The 17,018-nt window shown below is 28.8% G+C and carries 13 protein-coding genes and 1 riboswitch; of the genes, 1 reads left to right on the top strand and 12 read right to left on the bottom strand.

Annotated features, from left to right (window positions below; all coding sequences use genetic code 11):
* Window positions 1–174: 174 nt before the first annotated feature.
* From ACTG45_RS09615 to ACTG45_RS09590, 6 genes are all read right to left on the bottom strand, one after another.
* Complete coding sequence (locus tag ACTG45_RS09615) at window positions 175–1,131, bottom strand: magnesium transporter CorA family protein (protein WP_021384658.1); 957 nt, start codon at window positions 1,129–1,131, stop codon at window positions 175–177.
* Window positions 1,132–1,473: 342 nt separating this feature from the next.
* Window positions 1,474–2,172, bottom strand: a complete 699-nt coding sequence (locus ACTG45_RS09610) for a response regulator (RefSeq protein WP_479920231.1) — start codon at window positions 2,170–2,172, stop codon at window positions 1,474–1,476.
* Between the two features lie 27 nt (window positions 2,173–2,199).
* Window positions 2,200–4,908 (bottom strand): ATP-binding protein, encoded by a 2,709-nt coding sequence (locus tag ACTG45_RS09605; protein ID WP_479920230.1) that lies wholly within the window; start codon window positions 4,906–4,908, stop codon window positions 2,200–2,202.
* Window positions 4,909–5,163: 255 nt separating this feature from the next.
* The gene (locus ACTG45_RS09600; RefSeq protein ID WP_479920229.1) at window positions 5,164–5,835 is read right to left on the bottom strand and encodes a DUF4097 family beta strand repeat-containing protein; all 672 of its coding nucleotides are present in this window, start codon (window positions 5,833–5,835) and stop codon (window positions 5,164–5,166) included.
* Window positions 5,836–5,848: 13 nt separating this feature from the next.
* A complete protein-coding gene (locus ACTG45_RS09595; protein WP_021384634.1) occupies window positions 5,849–6,502 on the bottom strand; it encodes a hypothetical protein in 654 nt (217 codons plus the stop codon).
* Between the two features lies 1 nt (window position 6,503).
* Entirely contained in the window at window positions 6,504–7,346 is an 843-nt protein-coding gene (locus ACTG45_RS09590) for an ATP-binding cassette domain-containing protein (protein WP_479920228.1), read from the bottom strand.
* A 110-nt stretch (window positions 7,347–7,456) separates the two neighbouring features.
* Between ACTG45_RS09590 and ACTG45_RS09585 the strand changes: the two genes are divergently transcribed.
* The gene (locus ACTG45_RS09585) at window positions 7,457–8,239 is read left to right on the top strand and encodes a MerR family transcriptional regulator (RefSeq protein ID WP_479920227.1); all 783 of its coding nucleotides are present in this window, start codon (window positions 7,457–7,459) and stop codon (window positions 8,237–8,239) included.
* A gap of 154 nt (window positions 8,240–8,393) precedes the next feature.
* Here the strand turns inward: ACTG45_RS09585 and ftsH are convergent, their stop codons facing one another.
* From ftsH to ACTG45_RS09555, 6 genes are all read right to left on the bottom strand, one after another.
* Window positions 8,394–10,211: an ATP-dependent zinc metalloprotease FtsH gene (gene ftsH / locus ACTG45_RS09580; protein WP_021384628.1), complete on the bottom strand. Its 1,818-nt coding sequence runs from the start codon at window positions 10,209–10,211 to the stop codon at window positions 8,394–8,396.
* A gap of 31 nt (window positions 10,212–10,242) precedes the next feature.
* Window positions 10,243–10,686, bottom strand: coding sequence for a MarR family winged helix-turn-helix transcriptional regulator (locus tag ACTG45_RS09575; RefSeq protein WP_021384632.1), 444 nt, complete (start codon window positions 10,684–10,686; stop codon window positions 10,243–10,245).
* Window positions 10,687–11,006: 320 nt separating this feature from the next.
* Window positions 11,007–11,639, bottom strand: a complete 633-nt coding sequence (locus ACTG45_RS09570) for a TetR/AcrR family transcriptional regulator (protein WP_021384610.1) — start codon at window positions 11,637–11,639, stop codon at window positions 11,007–11,009.
* Between the two features lie 170 nt (window positions 11,640–11,809).
* Complete coding sequence (locus ACTG45_RS09565; protein ID WP_021384614.1) at window positions 11,810–12,700, bottom strand: homoserine O-succinyltransferase; 891 nt, start codon at window positions 12,698–12,700, stop codon at window positions 11,810–11,812.
* Window positions 12,701–12,721: 21 nt separating this feature from the next.
* Window positions 12,722–13,987: an O-acetylhomoserine aminocarboxypropyltransferase/cysteine synthase family protein gene (locus tag ACTG45_RS09560; RefSeq protein WP_021384635.1), complete on the bottom strand. Its 1,266-nt coding sequence runs from the start codon at window positions 13,985–13,987 to the stop codon at window positions 12,722–12,724.
* Window positions 13,988–14,094: 107 nt separating this feature from the next.
* Window positions 14,095–14,197, bottom strand: a riboswitch (SAM riboswitch).
* 53 nt (window positions 14,198–14,250) lie between these two features.
* A complete protein-coding gene (locus ACTG45_RS09555) occupies window positions 14,251–16,908 on the bottom strand; it encodes a cation-translocating P-type ATPase (protein ID WP_479920226.1) in 2,658 nt (885 codons plus the stop codon).
* Window positions 16,909–17,018 lie beyond the last annotated feature (110 nt).

Below are 17,018 nucleotides of genomic sequence, written 5' to 3'. Positions count from 1 at the left end.
TATTATCCTCCATTTTTATAATTTATTATTCTTCTTGTTTAATAATTATAGCAAAGAAAATATAATTGTCAATATTTTCTATAAATATTTTCAATTTAAAATATTTTTTCATTTACTTAAATTAGTTTCTTAATTGTTGCATTTTTATAAAATTGTTTAAAAATCATCTGCTATTTATAATAGTTTTTTTATTTTAAATATTACAATTCCAACAAAAATTATACATAACATAAAAAGTAAAGTTGCTGGATATCCATAGACCCAATTTAATTCTGGCATATATCTAAAGTTCATTCCATATATCCCAGTTATAATTGTAAGTGGTGCAGATATAGCTGTTAATAAAGTTAATTTTGTAATTAAATGATTTGTTTTTTCACCTACTCTAGAGGAGTAAATGTCTAAGAGTTTATCTGCTAACTCTCGTGTTGATAATGCAAAATTATATAATTTGTCAATTCCAAAATCTATACCTTGAAAATTTTCAAGATTATATTTTTTTACATTGGAATATTTCAAATACCTTATATTTTCTTTTACTATTCTGTCACCAATATATAAAAGAGGTCTTGTATTTTTAACTATAGTTCTTGTTAGTCCTCTTACATCACTTATTCTAGATACATGATTTTTATGAATATTATCCATCATCTCATCTTCTATTTGAAGAATTAATTCTTCAACTTTTTCCAAAGATTCAAAACCATTTTTTATAACTTCTCTAAAAATTAAATAGTTTATTTTAAATAGGTTTATAACTGGATTTTTTTCAAGTTGAGAATTTTTCAAAATAATATTTTTTACAAATTCAAATAAAAAATGTTCCTCATTTACTACAACCAATATAAAATTATCTGATAGATACATATTAACTTCTTCTATAACAGCATCTCCATCTCTTAATTCAAATGTATTTAAACTCAAAAAATCATAATTATCAAATAAGTCAAGTTTCGTTATTTCATCAAATTTAAGACAATCATTAAAGGTTATCTCATCTATATCCAAGATTTCCTTGAGTAATTTCAAATTTTTTGGAGCACTTAATATGAGGTAAGAATTTTCTGCTGTATAAAATTTTTTTCTAAAATCTTCGATAATCTCTCTTGTATTCAAATTCAGTATATACATACATCTACTCCTAAATTTCAATTTACATTTTAAAAATTTTCTATAATCATTACTGTAATTATTTTACACTATTTTAATAATTATTATTTAATATTTATATTAAATTTATTATAAGATAAGTGCTGATGTTTTTATTATTTGACCAAAAATTTTACCATATATTTATTTTAAATCATATTTCATATTATTAATACTAAAAAATTATTGATACTAAAAAAACTAAAAAATAAAATGCATATGCTAAACTGACAATAACATATACACTTCATTCTTATTTTAATTAAATTATATAATTGTAATATATATTAAATATCTAATCTGATAATTAAATATACATAAAACCTATTCGTCGCTTAATCTATATCCTACACCAACTTCCGTAATTATATACCTTGGGTCAGCAGGTTGCTTTTCTATTTTTCTTCTTAATGTTGCCATAAAAACCCTTAAAGATTTAGTTTCATTTCCAATAATACTACCCCATATCTCTTTTATTATAAAATTATGAGTAAGTACTTTTCCATGATGTTTTGCAAGTAATGAAAGAATATTATATTCAATAGGTGTCAAATGGACTTCGTTATCGTCAACAATAACTCTTCTTTTATCAAAATCAATCAATAATTTATCCACCTCAAATGTAGACTTTACTTCTTCTCTTTGATGTAATTCCACCTGTGAGTGTCTAAATGCTACTCTAACTCTAGCCAATAATTCTACTATTGAAAATGGTTTTGTTAAATAATCATCTGCACCTGCATCAAATACTTCTACCTTTTCTCTATCTTGTTCTCTTGCAGAAACTACAATTATTGGTATCTTTGAAAATTGTCTAATAGCTTTTATTACCTCTATTCCATCCATATCTTCTAACCCTAAATCTAAGAGAACAACATCTGGAGAATATGAAACAGCAATCGATATTCCTTCTTTACCAGTTATAGCTTCCTTGACATCATAATCTTGTGTCAAAAGTGCAGTAGATATAAATTTTCTTATTGTCTTATCATCTTCTACTAATAATATAAGTTTTTTACTCATTTCTTCCTCCAAAATAACTCCCAAAATTTAATGCAATTCATTTTCCTTAGGCAAACTAAACTTAAAAGTTGAACCTTTATCTCTATTATTTTCTACCATAATTTCACCTTTATGAGCTTGAATTATGGATTTACAAATTGATAATCCAAGTCCAACACCTTTTCTAGAATCCTTAGAACCTTCTTCTCCTGTAAAAAATCTATCAAAAACATGCTTTTTCAATTCTTTTGATATACCAGGGCCATTATCAGATACTTCAAACCAAACATAATCTTCTTCTTCATATACATTTATATTTATCTTACAATCTTCTTTTGAATATTTTAAAGAGTTATCTATTAAATTAATTAAAACTTGCTCTATCAATTTTGCATCCATAGGAACGAATAATATCTGTTCTGGTATGTTAATATCTATAATCGTATTCTCAATTCTTTTTTTAATTTTTTGCAATGCCTCTGAGATAATCTCTTCAACAAGTTCAGAGTGTTTTTTGACTTCTAATTTACCTTCATCTATTTTAGTCATGCTAAGTAAATTTTCAACAAGTCTTATTAGCCATTGAGTATCTTCATATACACCACTAAGTAATTCGTCTATTATATCCTGACCTATAGTACCCTTATTTTTTATAATCGTACTTACTGCTCCAGATATTCCTGCCAATGGAGTCCTAAGGTCATGAGATACTGCTCTTAGAAGATTACTTCTTAATCTTTCTCTCTCTATTTCAAGATTGGTATTTTCTTTTGCCTCTGACAATATTTCTCTATCAAGAGCTATTGCCATTTGAGCGATTATTGTTTCAATTAAATTTACATCTTCTGCATCTAGTTTCGAATCAACACATGATATCCCAACAACACCCAAAGTTAAATTCATACCTACAATTGGTATATAGTATCCCTTTGAGCCTGGAAGTGTATCTGTGTCACTCCCTGCCACTGTTGAATTGGATAAAACCCAACTTGCAACAGCTTTTTCATCATCACTATCTAAATCATTTTTATCTTTATTAGAAGCATTTTTTTTATATAACTTTGATTTCTTATACTTATCTACACTTAAATAACAAACTACATCTCTACTCAAGCTAAGAGATAAAAGTTCTATCCCCTTATTTACTATATCGTCTTTATTTGATAACCTTAAAAATCCCTTGATTATCTGGTATATCATTTTTGTATTTTCTTCTCTTTTAGCAGCTGTTACTGCTTCATGTTGTATCTTAGATGTAAGTGTACTAGTTATTATACCAACTATTGAAAACACCACTAATGTAACTATATAATTTGAATTAGCTATTGATAATGTATATATTGGTTCTGTAAAAAAATAATTTAGTAGTATTATATTGAATACAGAGCTTATTATACCTGTACTATATCCTTTAGTCCACATTGAAACTAAAACTACTCCCAGCATATATATTAACAATATATTTTCTCTTATAAATCCTAGACTTTGCACTACATATGCTAAAACACTTATCATTAAAGTAACAATCATAAGTTTGATAAAATCAATCTTGCTAACTTTAAATTTTGATTTTATTGATAATTTATCTTTTTTAGGTTTATATTTAACTTCTGAAGCAAATTTGTAAGGTATTATATGTATATCTATATAATCCACTTCGTCTATTAATTTGTCAACTATATCTTTTCTAAATTTCTTATTAAATTTTTTATTATTTGAATGATTTCTACCTATTACAATTTTTGTTACATTTCTAAGCTTTGCAATTCTGAGTATCTGTTCAATTATATCTTCACCATGTAAAACAATTATTTCACCACCTAATTTCTTGGCAAGTTTTAAATTATTTTGTAATTGTTTTTGCTCCTGTAAAGGCAATCTTGCTGTATTTGGAGTTTCAACATATAGGGCTATCCATTTTGCAAATGTACTGTCTGATATTCTAGATGCAGTTCTAATTACTTTTGCAGAAGATGGAGATGGGCTTATACATGCAAGCAGTGTATCTGATGTAGGTATTACGCTTACACCTCCCTTTGATAATCTAGTCATTTGTACTTCCTTATTTACTCGTTCTGCTGTCTTTCTAAGGGCAATTTCTCTAAGTGCAACTAGATTATCTTTTATAAAAAAATTGTCTTTTGCTCTAATTGCTTGTTCTTTCTTATATATCTTACCTTCATTGAATCTTTCAAGAAGTACATCAGGTTCAACATCTATAAGTTCTAATTGTGTATTTGTATCCAAAAATTTATCTGGTATTGTTTCTTTAACTGATACATTTGTAATTATTTCAACAATGTCATTTAGACTTTCTAAGTGTTGAACATTTACAGTAGTATATACATTTATACCTGCTAACAATAATTCTTCTATATCTTGCCACCTTTTTGTATGCCTTAACCCAGCAACATTAGAATGTGCAAACTCATCTACCAATATAACTTCTGGTTTTCTTTGCAAAGCAGCATCTAAATCAAACTCTTTTAGTTTTATAGATTTATATTCTATCTCCTTAACAGGAAGAGTTTCTAATCCATCAAGTAAAGCTAATGTCTCTGGTCTTGTGTGTGGTTCAATATATCCAACTACTACATCGACACCTACTTTTTTCAGGTTTTGTGCAGATTCCAACATGGAATAAGTCTTTCCTACTCCTGCTGCATAACCAAAAAATATTTTTAATTGCCCTCTATTCAATTTATTTTCTTCGCTTTTAATTTTTTGTAACAATATATCAGGATTTGGTCTGTCCATTAAACAACCTCCTTACACCTTTCACTATTATTATATTATCAATTTTGGTATAAAATTGTAGTTAAAATGTATTTTTAATGATTAAGATTATGTAAAGATTTAAGTATGTACTATTAACTAAAAAATAAAAGTCTTTAATAGATGCAAGTATCTAGTAACTTTAGAGTCTAATATACATAAAAAATAAAGCAAAACACTTCAAATGAATGATATGCGTTTTGCTTTATTTATAATTTTATTTTCAGATATTTAGTTTTAATCGTTAATAAAGTCCAAAAGAATGTTTCCGTTATTTGTATAAGTTGTAAGTTTCTTTGAACCATTATGTTTATCATTAGGCAAATTACTTTTTCCCTTTTTTATATAGTTTAATATAAAAAAATCATTATAAGAACCTATTAATGTTCCACCAATATTCCCATTTTTCGTTTCAAGTTTTATAGTGTTTCCTACATCAAGTTCTTCCAATTCAATATTTCCATTACTCACCTTTATATCTACTGAACTTAAAAATGATAATTGGGATATTTCTACATCTCCATTAGATGTTTTTAGATTTAGATTTTCTAAAGATTCATTTGGTATCCATATTTTTATTGTTCTGTTTTCCATTGAAGTTTTCCCACCTATATAATCGTTCCAATCTTTATTAGTAATATATTTAATTGACAATCTATTTTTTTCAGATAAATCAATCATGTAATACTCCTTTACACTCTCATAATAAGAAATATGGATTTGTTTATTTGAAGATGGAAAAATCTCAATTTTTCTATCTTTTATATCCACTATGATATTATCTATATCTAACATAGAGTATTGCTTTTCCTTATAAGTAGTATCTGTAGAAGAACATCCTGCTAAGATACTTGATAATACGATTAATATACTTAAAATACTAAACAATTTTTTAATGTTTTTTTTCATTATCATCTCCCAATTAAATAGCCTTCTTTTTTAATACAATCAACCAAAGATACGCCAATATAAAACTACTTAATAAACAAATTCCAATATGTAACAATGAATTGCTATTGAACATCATAAGCTTAAAAAAATCTACTAATATATTACGTAAAGGTTGTATAGGCACAAATATACATATGATAGCAATAAGAGTGATATCTGTTAGCCATCCATACCAATAAGCTTGCATGGACAATAATAACTGTAAAAATATAGCTACTAATAGTAGGAAGGTAAATTGCTGAAAAAAAGCAATAAATGGTCCATTTTCCCACCAACCACATAGCTCTAATAAATTGATTACAGTTTGAGTTTGATTAATAGGGTCTATTACAAGGTGAATGAAAGTATTTATCAAAGATACTGAGAAAGCAGCAATGATATATGTTATCATACTACCCCAAAAATAATATTTTTTAGTTACATTTAAATATATTAGCTTGCTAAAATTAAAATATACAATAAAAAATGGAATTATTAAAATATAAAGGTAAGTATAATTTCCACGGCTTATGGCTATTTTTGCATCACTAGATGTACTGGATAATAGTACTACTAAAATTGTAATAATAAATCCAATAGAGCTACTCGCAAAATTACGTTTTATAATTGTTAAAATTGGCTTCATATTAAATTACCTCCTTTTTTTCAACCATATGAATAAAAAAATCTTGAAGAGACATTTTTTCTATATTAAGGCTATTGGAATTAATAGGTGCATCAAAAATATGCCTCGTCAAAAATCCACCGACTTGCTCATTTCCAATTATATTTAAATCTTTAGTAGCTTCTTCTACTTCTCGTTTTGCTCCGCTCACACTATATGCTTTATCCTTAATAACTTGTAATGTATCAAAAAAACATAATGTACCTTTATCAATAATAATTAATTTTTGCATAACTTTTGCAATTTCATCTATTATGTGAGTAGAAACAATAATAATTCTTGGTTTCCGAGAAAAACTTTCTGTTAATAAAGAATAAAATTCTGCACGCATAATTGCATCAAAACCAAGTACTGGTTCATCTAAAAGAATTACTGGTTTATTACTTGAAAGACAAATAATAGTAGAAACCATAGTCTTCATTCCCAGTGAAAGTTTATTAAATTTTTTACTTCCATCCAATTCAAAGCGTTCCATCATCTCCATAGCAAATTGATTGTCAAAAAAAGGATTTAATTTTCCTGCAATTTGAATAAGCTTTTTTACAGGAAGATTAAAGTGTTTTGCAAAATTATCAATGTAGCTTACACTAGTATCCATCGTTGCTGTACTAATAGAATATCCATTCACCCAAATATTTCCACTAGAAATATTCTGATAACCTGCAATAGATTTTAAAAGTGTGGTTTTTCCTGCACCATTTCTTCCCAACAGGCAATATATTCCCTCTGCTTCAATTGTACATGTAAAGTCTCTTAAAACAACTGCATCTTTGTATTTCTTTGTTATTTTTTTTAATTCTATCATAACTTGTTAACCTCTCTAATGTTCATTTTTTATACCATTGTGACTTATATCAACACATGATATAATGTATTATAAACTTTTGTGTTACAAAAAGGTCAAGAGGTGAATGAATGAAAAATTATTTTTCGATTAAGCAAGCTGCAGAAATTGTAGGTATGACTAGTGAAACACTACGTCACTATGACCGTATTGGTATTGTAAAACCTTGTCACAGAGATGAATCATCTGGTTATAGATATTATTCTGAACAAGAACTTGTAAAATTACAAACTATAGAATTACTTAAATCAATGGATTTTACATTAACAGAAATTGGAGATATATTACAACTTGATAACCTACATAAAGTTATTAAAGCTCTAAAACAAGCTGAAGAAAATGCAAATAAGAAAATAGCTTATCTCCAATATGCAAAAGAAAAAATTAAACGTGCTTACACCGATTATGAAAACAAACTAAATAATATTGATACTAAAAAAGATGATTTTTTTGTAATGCATATTCCCAAAAGAGTTATTCTTATTTCCAATAGCATGGAACATGCATCATTAAAAAATTTATGGAACTATCATGAACATTTCTATAAGCAACTTGATGCATCATTAGAATCACAATTTTTATTTGAGGATATGGCAGGTATGATTACAACGCCTGAAAAATCTAGACTGTTTGCTATTTGTTTAAAATATCCCTCTACAAAAGGACTGACTACATTACCAGAAGGAGATTACCTATGTGCAAACTGTACAGAAGAAAATAAAGATATAGTTTTAAGAGAATTGCTTCATAAACTAAAAATGGAATCTAATATATGTCCAAATATAATTGTACACATCATATCTGTAACTGGAATTTTGCAATGGAATTACCAAATACAGATATTGTTAAATTAAAATAACTTGTTTAGAACTTGCAAAACATAAAAATTAAAGCTAATTATGTTAAATGATATTTTTCCATATTAAAAAGTGGTACAACATTCACAAATGCTATACCACTTTTTAGTCAATCTAAAAGTATTTTATTACAAACTATTAAATAATTATTTTATTGTAAATTAAGTATTTCCATAAACTCATCGCCTGTAATAGTTTCTTTTTCTAATAAATATTCAGCAAGTTCATGAAGTTTTTCAATATTGTTTTCTAAAATTTCAGTTGCATTTTTATGACAAGTTTTTATTATTCTAAATACTTCTTCATCAATTTTAGCGGCAGTGTCTGAAGAACAAGCAAGAGAAGTATCTCCTCCTAAATATTGATTACTTACTGTCTCAAGAGCAACCATGTCAAACTCTTCACTCATACCAAGACGAGTAACCATAGCTCTTGCAATTTTAGTAGCTTGTTCTATATCGTTTGATGCACCTGATGTACAAGTATTAAAAATAACTTCTTCAGCAGCACGACCACCTGTAAAGGTAGTTATTTTATCAATTGCTTCTTCTTTAGACATAAGCACACTTTCATCTTCTGCAACTTGCATAGTATAACCTAGTGCACCTGAAGTTCTAGGTATTATAGTAATCTTGTGGACAGGAGCAGAATGTTTTTGCATAGCAGCAACAAGTGCATGACCTATTTCATGATAGGCTATAATTTTCTTTTCCTTGTCAGAAATTACAGCTCCTTTACGTTGATATCCAGCAATTACAGTCTCAACAGATTCATCAAAATCTTGTTGTTCTACCACATCCCTACCAGATTTAACAGCTAAAAGTGCTGCTTCGTTCACAATATTTGCAAGTTCTGCACCTGAGGCTCCAGATGTAGACCTAGCAACTGCATTATAATCTATATCTGAGCTTACATTTACATTTTGAGCATGTACCTTTAATATAGCTTCTCGTCCTCCAAGGTCTGGAAGTTCAACTGGTATACGTCTATCAAATCTTCCTGGGCGAAGTAATGCTTTATCAAGACTATCAGGTCTATTTGTAGCAGCAAGTATTACTACACCTATTCCACCATCGAAACCATCCATCTCACTTAATAACTGGTTTAAAGTTTGTTCACGTTCATCATTTCCACCCAATCCACTTCCATTATCACGCTTTTTACCAATAGTATCAATCTCATCTATAAATACTATACATGGAGCTTTTTCTTTTGCTTGTTTAAATAAGTCACGGATTCTAGATGCCCCCATTCCTACAAACATCTCAACAAATTCAGAACCAGATATTGAGAAAAATGGCACATTTGCTTCTCCTGCTACAGCTTTTGCGAGTAGTGTTTTCCCTGTACCTGGAGGCCCTACTAAAAGTGCACCTTTAGGCATTTGTGCTCCTATCTTTTTATATTTTTCTGGATTGTGTAAGAAATCTACTATTTCACTTAAAGCTTCTTTTGCCTCATCTTGACCAGCGACATCGTTAAATCTTTTTCCACTTTGAGCGGATACATACATTTTGGCATTGCTCTTTCCAAATTGCATACTATTGCCACCCATTCGCTTTTGCATTGATTTCATCATTAAATTACCAAATAGCATAAGAATACCTATAGGTATTATCCATGTAAGTAAAATGTTTAAAAGTGGTGAATTTTCCTTAGGAATAACCTTATTAAATTCTACTTTTGCATTCTTTAACCTATCTACTAATTCTGGGTCATCCATTCTACCAGTTATGTATATATTCTTATCCTTACTACTAGATGGGCTTATTGCTATTCTATTATTTTCTATCTCAACAGATTTGACCTTTCCTGTATCCAACATTGTAAGAAACTTTCCATAGTCAATCTCAACCATTTTTTTATCCATTAAACTTGGAAATATTAAAGCATTTAAAAACATTACTACTATTATTATTATTGTATAATAATAGAGACCAGACCTTTTTTGTGGTTTATGTTCATCCATAATTTTATTCTCCTTTAAATTATTTTTTATGTTATTTGCAATCAATGCAAGTTAAAAGCTTATTTAACTTTTCTAAACCTTCTATTATATCTTCCATATCCTGCAATTTTTCACTAGTCATATTTTCAAAATAATCATCAAAAATACTGCTTGAAATACTCTCTTGTATGTCTAATGATTTATTTGTAACCTTTACTTTTACAATTCTTTGGTCTTCCATATCTCTTATGCGATTTAAAAAACCATTTTTTTCAAGTCTCTGACAGATTACTGATACATTACTGTTTGTCATATTTAAATTTTTTCCTAAATCACTTATTTTTTTCTCTCCATGTTCGCATAGTTCTGACAAAATCAAAGCTTGTACTGCTGTAATACCAAGTGGTTGGTAAAATTGGCTTAATAGTGTTGCAAATTTTATATTTATATCTCTAGTCAATTCCAATAACTCTTTCTTAAAACTTATCTCATCCATACAAACTCTCCCTACGAAAATACTTTATTTTACTGACTATTAACCTTAGGTTTAAGTGTGTTTCACAAGCAAATACTTAATACTATAATATTTAATGTATTAAATATTATAGTATTAAGTATTTGTTGTCAATTACAATATTGTAACTTCAATTATAAATCTCTTATCTTATTGATGTTTAATTTGATACAATAAAATTTAATAAAAAATCGATGTATATATTTTACACCGATTTCTCATTTTTTAACCTCATTACAAGCAATTGTTTAAAATATAATATAGCTAAAAATCAAAAGATAAATCAATAAATGGTACAAAGTTTAATTTTTTATTATCATATCATGTACAAAATCAAAACTTCCTTTATCTGCACCTAATGTTGTTTCCATAATGTAAATGAAAGCTTCTGTTTTTTGCAGCATTTCATCTTTGTTCCAATTAAACATTGATTCATCAAATATACATTCAGAAGAAGCAATCAAAAACTCTATTGTTTCTTTCGGATATTTTGTATTGAACACTCCTTCTCTTACACCTTGTTCTACTACATCTGCTAAAATTGGTGTAAAGTTTAGGATAGTTTTAACTATTGTCTTTTGATGCATCTCTGCATTGTTGGGTAAATGGAATTGTTCAATTACTTTTTCTTTATTGTTTCCAACACTAGGTCTTTGAGACATTAATATCTGAAAAAATTTTTCAAGTACTGGAATTTCTGGATTTAAAGCAATTTTTTTTGCCATGTTTATATCATTATCTATAATTCTAGTTATAATTGCATCCATTACTTCTTCTTTAGATTTAAAGTAGTAATAAAAAGTTCCCTTTGCAATTCCAATTTCATTTAAAATATCATTTATAGTAGTTTTTGAATATCCTTTAGTGCAAAAAAGCATTTCAGATGTATCTAATATTTCAGCTTTTCGTTCTTCAGGGTCTTTTACTATTCTCATATGTTTTCTCCTTTCATTAGACCGTCAGTCGGTTTAGTATTATTATATAAAACTACTACTATAATGTCAAATTTTTTAAAAATAATAAGGTATAAAGAATCATTAAGATTATCTTTATACCTATAGCTTTCTATATCTTATTTAATTAGTTTTTATATACTATCCTAAATTTATTGTAGTAGATAATTTTTTATCCAATTTCTAAACAATAACTCAGAATGTTTCTTCCATTTGACTGTTGGCTCTTTTGAAGGGTCATTATTAATATAATAGTTTTGAGGTATTGATATTTCATCGCCCCTATCTATATCTCTCTTATATTCCTTATCAAGAGTGTACTTATCGTATTCACCATGTCCCATTACAAATACATCTCTTGAATTTGTAATTATATAAGGACCAGCTTCTTTAGAATGACTTACAATACTCAATTCTTTATTATTTTTTAGAGCTTCAGTATTTATAGTAGTATGTCTTGAATGTGGAGCAAAAAATTCTTTTTCAAATCCATCTACTATTTTACTATTTTTATCTACTTTATGCTTAAATACTCCAAAACATTTTTGACTTAATGGAAGTTTTTTTACATTGTAGTATTTGTAAAGACTTGCTTGAGCCGCCCAACATATATATAATGTAGATTTAGTTTTTCTTTTAGAATAATCCATGATTTCTTCTAGTTCATTCCAATAATCAACTTCTTCAAACTCCATTTGTTCAACTGGAGCTCCTGTTATTATAAAGCCATCAAAGTACTCTTCTTTAGCTTCATCAAATGTTTTATAAAAATCCTTAACATATTCATTGCATACTCTTTTACTTTCTCTTGTTGAGATTTTAATAAATTCCACAGATACATTGAATCCTGTTTTGTCTATCCTTCTAAGTAAATCTAATTCTGTATCCATCTTTATAGGCATTAAATTCAATATAGCTATCTTTGTATCTATACTTTTTTCATATTTTAATTCTTTATTAAAATCTTCTTTGTAAATTACATCTATTCCTTCATCCAATAATTTATTAATAACAGGTAATCCTTTTGGTAGTATTAAAGCCATATCTTTTCACTTCTCTTTCTCTTAGAAATTTAAAGCTTGATTTAAATCAGCTATTAAATCCTCTACATTTTCTATTCCAACGGATAATCTTATTAGTGAAGGTAATACTCCAGATGCAATCAATTGTTCTTCTGTTAATTGTCTATGAGTAGTTGAAGCTGGATGTATAACGCATGTTCTTACATCTGAAACATGTGTAACTAAAGATGCTATCTGTAATTTCTCCACAAATTTCTTGGCATTTTCTAGCCCACCTCTTACTCCAAATGATAAAACTCCACTACATCCTTTTGATAGATATTTTTTCGCATTCTCATAATACTTGTTATCTTCAAGTCCTGGATAGTTAATCCAATCTACATTTTCGTGTTTTTCTAAAAATTTGGCTATTTTAAGTGCATTTTCACTATGTCTCTCCATTCTAAGGTGAAGTGTTTCAACATTTAAATTAGTAAGATATGCATTAAATGGACTTAAACAATTTCCATAATCTCTAAGTAGTTGAACTCGTGCCTTAGTTGCATATGCAGCATTTCCAAATTTTTGAGTATAACTTATTCCATGATATGTTGGGTCTGGTTCAACCAACTCTGGAAACTTCCCATTATCCCAGTTAAAGTTTCCTCCATCTACTATAATTCCTCCAACACTTGAAGCATGGCCATCTAAATACTTTGTAGTAGAATGAGTAACTATGTTTGCTCCATATTTTAGAGGATTACAAAGCACTGGTGATGCTAGTGAATTATCGACTATAAATGGAACATTCACTCTCTTAGCTACATTTGCTATTTTTTCAAAATCTATAACTTCAAGAGTTGGATTTGCAAGTGTTTCTGCAAACACAACTTTAGTGTTTTCATTTGCAAGTGCTACTATTTCATCCTCACTTGAGTCTAAGTCAAATGATATCAAATCTATTCCAAATTTTTTAAGACTAGGTCCTAATAAATTGAATGTTCCTCCATATACTTTTGAAGAACAAAGTATACTATCTCCTGATTTACATATATTTAAAACTGCTAACATATTTGCAGATTGACCTGATGACACAGCCACAGAAGATACTCCTCCTTCTAGTAGACTTATCTTTTCTTCAAAAGCTTGAATAGTAGGATTGCTTATTCTTGAATATATATGTCCATCAACTTTTAAGTCAAATAGTTCAGCAAGTTGGTCTATACTACTATATTTAAAAGTTGTACTTTGATATAAAGGTAAAACTCTTGGTTCTCCATTTCCTGGTTTGTAATTTCCTTGCACACATATTGTCTCTTTATTATACATTTTTGTATCCCCCTTAGATTTTAGTAAAAAATTAAACTATTTATCAGATGAGATTTAAAATAAATAAAGCCTGAGTATATAACTCAGGCTCTGTATAAGCTTAATTATACTCATCTCTCAGCTTTCGCCGCAGGATTTAGCACCAATGTATATAAATATACTGGTTGCCGGGTTTCATAGGGCCAGTCCCTCCACCTCTCTGGATAAGATTTATTTAATTTTTCTATGTTTTATATCTTATATATTTTTCCTAATTTTGTCAACTATTTTTTTAAAAATTTTCTTTTAATAAATTTTCCAACCTCTACTTGAACTACAGACATTATGGCTAAACTAATTGTTATAAGCCATTCTGAACCATTTAAAATAGTTAAATTGAATGCATTTCTAAAAACAGGTACAAATAGTATTACTGCTATTAGTAACGCAGAAGTTAAAAATGAAATTAAAAGAAATGGATTCTTACCATTATTTTTGTTAAACATGGAATCTGTATTTGAACGTTGGCTAAAAGCTCTTAACATTTGTGAAAATGCTAATACACAAAATGCCATTGTTTGACCTACAGCATGATTTTCTATATTAAGACCAATTTTATATGCTAAAATAGTCATTATTGCCACAAATATACCTTGAGTAGCTACTCTTTGTATAAGGTTCTTTTCAAATAAGGTAGTTGATTTTACTGGTTGGTGCTTCATTATATTTCTACTTGGTGGGTCAACTCCAAGCGCAAGGGCTGGAAGTGTAGCAGTTGCAAGGTTTACCCACAAAATATGAACTGCTAGAAGTGGAGTATCCCAATTTAATAATATTGCAACAAACAATGTAAGTATCTCTGCTATATTACCAACAAGTAAGAATTGTATAACTTTCTGTATATTTCTATATACACGTCTACCTTCTTTTATTGCATAAGCAATCGTTGTAAAGCTATCATCCATTAAAATCATATCAGAAGAATTTTTTGCAACGTCTGTACCACTTATACCCATAGCTATACCAATATCAGCAGATTTTAAGGCAGGAGAATCGTTTACTCCATCTCCAGTCATTGCTGGTACTTCTCCAATTCTTTTTAGAGATTGTATAATTCTAAGTTTATCAAATGGGGACACACGTGCAAATACTGTAGCTTTTTTAACAGCTTCATCTAGTTCATCATCACTTAAATTATCAAGTTCATCACCAGATATAACAGTATTTCCTTCATTCCATATTCCTAATTCATGAGCTATTGTTGTGGCAGTAACTTTATGGTCACCTGTTATCATTATGGTTCTTATACCTGCTTCTTTACAAGTATTTACTGCATCAATTACCTCAGTTCTTGGAGGGTCAATCATACCAACCATACCTATAAATGTCAAATCATATTCTATGTTTTCATTATCTTCTTTTGGTATAGATGAAATCTCACGCTTCGCAAAACCAAGTACACGCAATGCATCTTTAGACATAGTAAGACATAATTCGTGTATATTCTTTTTATCCACTTCAGTAATATTTCTTTCACCTTTTGATGTTAATATTTTAGTACATAAGTCAAGAATTTCATCTACTGCACCTTTAGTATAAGCAGTAATCTTTCCATCTATATTATGAACAGTTGTCATACATTTTCTATCAGAATCAAAAGGCTGTTCAAATACACGTGGATATTCTTCTTCAAGAGCTTCTTGATCTATTCCAAATTTGTTGGCCATAAAAATTAATGCACCCTCTGTTGGGTCACCTAATATTTCATCTGTTTTATCTGGATTAATACACGCATCATTACAAAGTGCACCAGCATAAACAATTTCTTTATATACTAGTGGATGTTTTTTAGATGCAGTGTCTATTGATGTAATTTTTCCAGACTCAAAATCTCCATTTACAGCAATATGTGTAACAGTCATCTTATTTAAAGTTAATGTACCAGTTTTATCGCAACATATTACTGTAGCTCCTCCTAATGTTTCAACAGCAGGTAATTTTCTAATTAAAGCATTTCTTTTAGCCATACGTTGTACGCCTAAAGCCATTACAATAGTAGCTGTTGCAGGTAATCCCTCTGGAATAATTGATATGGCAAGGGAAATTGCAATCATAAACATTGGCAAGAGAGGTCTCTGATAAAATGCACCTATTGCAAATATAACAACGCATACAATAATACCTATGACACTTAATGTCTTTCCAACAGTATTAAGTTTACGTTTTATAGGAGTATCAAAATCATCTTGTGAATCTAAAAGATGTGCTATGTTACCCACTTCTGTATCCATACCAGTTGCAACTACAACACCTACACCTCTACCATATGTGACGATTGAGGATGTATAAGCCATATTGCTACGGTCTCCTAATACACATTCTTCAGATAAGATTGTATCTGAATCTTTTTCTGATGGAACAGATTCTCCTGTTAATGAAGCTTCTTGAATTTTTAAACTCGATGTTTCTATCAAACGAAGGTCTGCTGGGACCATCGCTCCATCCTCTAAAAAAACAATGTCTCCTACTACAAGATTACTTGCTGGAATAACACTTTCTTCACCCTCACGCATAACACGAGCTATAGGTGAATTCATATTTTTTAATGCTTCTAATGATGACTCTGCCTTTTTTTCTTGAACAATTCCAATAACTGCATTTACTGTTACAATTATTAGTATTACAAAAGCTTCTGTAAATTCTCCAAATATCAAGGATAATATGGCTGCTCCTATTAGTATTAAAACCATAGCATCTGTAATTTGACTCCAAAGCATTTGTAAAGTTGTTCTAGGTGGTTTTTTTCTCAGTTCATTTAAACCATTCTCTTTAATCCGTTTTTCCGCCTCGGTATCGGTGAGCCCCTCCTCTGATGAATCTAGACTTTCTAAAATTTCATGAGTTGCTCTTGAATGCCAAGGCATCTGTTTGTGATTTTCCATTTTGGAAGATCACTCCTTTCTTTTTTTGATTTAAGAATAATTATATTTTAAAATCAAGTTCAATTCAATACACAATAAGTATATTTTACCTAAATTTAACAATACTTATC

This window comes from Clostridioides sp. LIBA-7602, from assembly GCF_056688945.1.
Note: the sequence above shows the minus strand (reverse complement) of the source record. Positions and strands in the feature narration are given on the sequence as shown.

Coding starts and splice junctions, on each gene's coding strand:
- ACTG45_RS09615 (WP_021384658.1), bottom strand. CDS start 1,131: ATGTATATACTGAATTTGAATACAAGAGAGATTATCGAAGATTTTAGA.
- ACTG45_RS09610 (WP_479920231.1), bottom strand. CDS start 2,172: ATGAGTAAAAAACTTATATTATTAGTAGAAGATGATAAGACAATAAGA.
- ACTG45_RS09605 (WP_479920230.1), bottom strand. CDS start 4,908: ATGGACAGACCAAATCCTGATATATTGTTACAAAAAATTAAAAGCGAA.
- ACTG45_RS09600 (WP_479920229.1), bottom strand. CDS start 5,835: ATGAAAAAAAACATTAAAAAATTGTTTAGTATTTTAAGTATATTAATC.
- ACTG45_RS09595 (WP_021384634.1), bottom strand. CDS start 6,502: ATGAAGCCAATTTTAACAATTATAAAACGTAATTTTGCGAGTAGCTCT.
- ACTG45_RS09590 (WP_479920228.1), bottom strand. CDS start 7,346: ATGATAGAATTAAAAAAAATAACAAAGAAATACAAAGATGCAGTTGTT.
- ACTG45_RS09585 (WP_479920227.1), top strand. CDS start 7,457: ATGAAAAATTATTTTTCGATTAAGCAAGCTGCAGAAATTGTAGGTATG.
- ftsH (WP_021384628.1), bottom strand. CDS start 10,211: ATGGATGAACATAAACCACAAAAAAGGTCTGGTCTCTATTATTATACA.
- ACTG45_RS09575 (WP_021384632.1), bottom strand. CDS start 10,686: ATGGATGAGATAAGTTTTAAGAAAGAGTTATTGGAATTGACTAGAGAT.
- ACTG45_RS09570 (WP_021384610.1), bottom strand. CDS start 11,639: ATGAGAATAGTAAAAGACCCTGAAGAACGAAAAGCTGAAATATTAGAT.
- ACTG45_RS09565 (WP_021384614.1), bottom strand. CDS start 12,700: ATGGCTTTAATACTACCAAAAGGATTACCTGTTATTAATAAATTATTG.
- ACTG45_RS09560 (WP_021384635.1), bottom strand. CDS start 13,987: ATGTATAATAAAGAGACAATATGTGTGCAAGGAAATTACAAACCAGGA.
- ACTG45_RS09555 (WP_479920226.1), bottom strand. CDS start 16,908: ATGGAAAATCACAAACAGATGCCTTGGCATTCAAGAGCAACTCATGAA.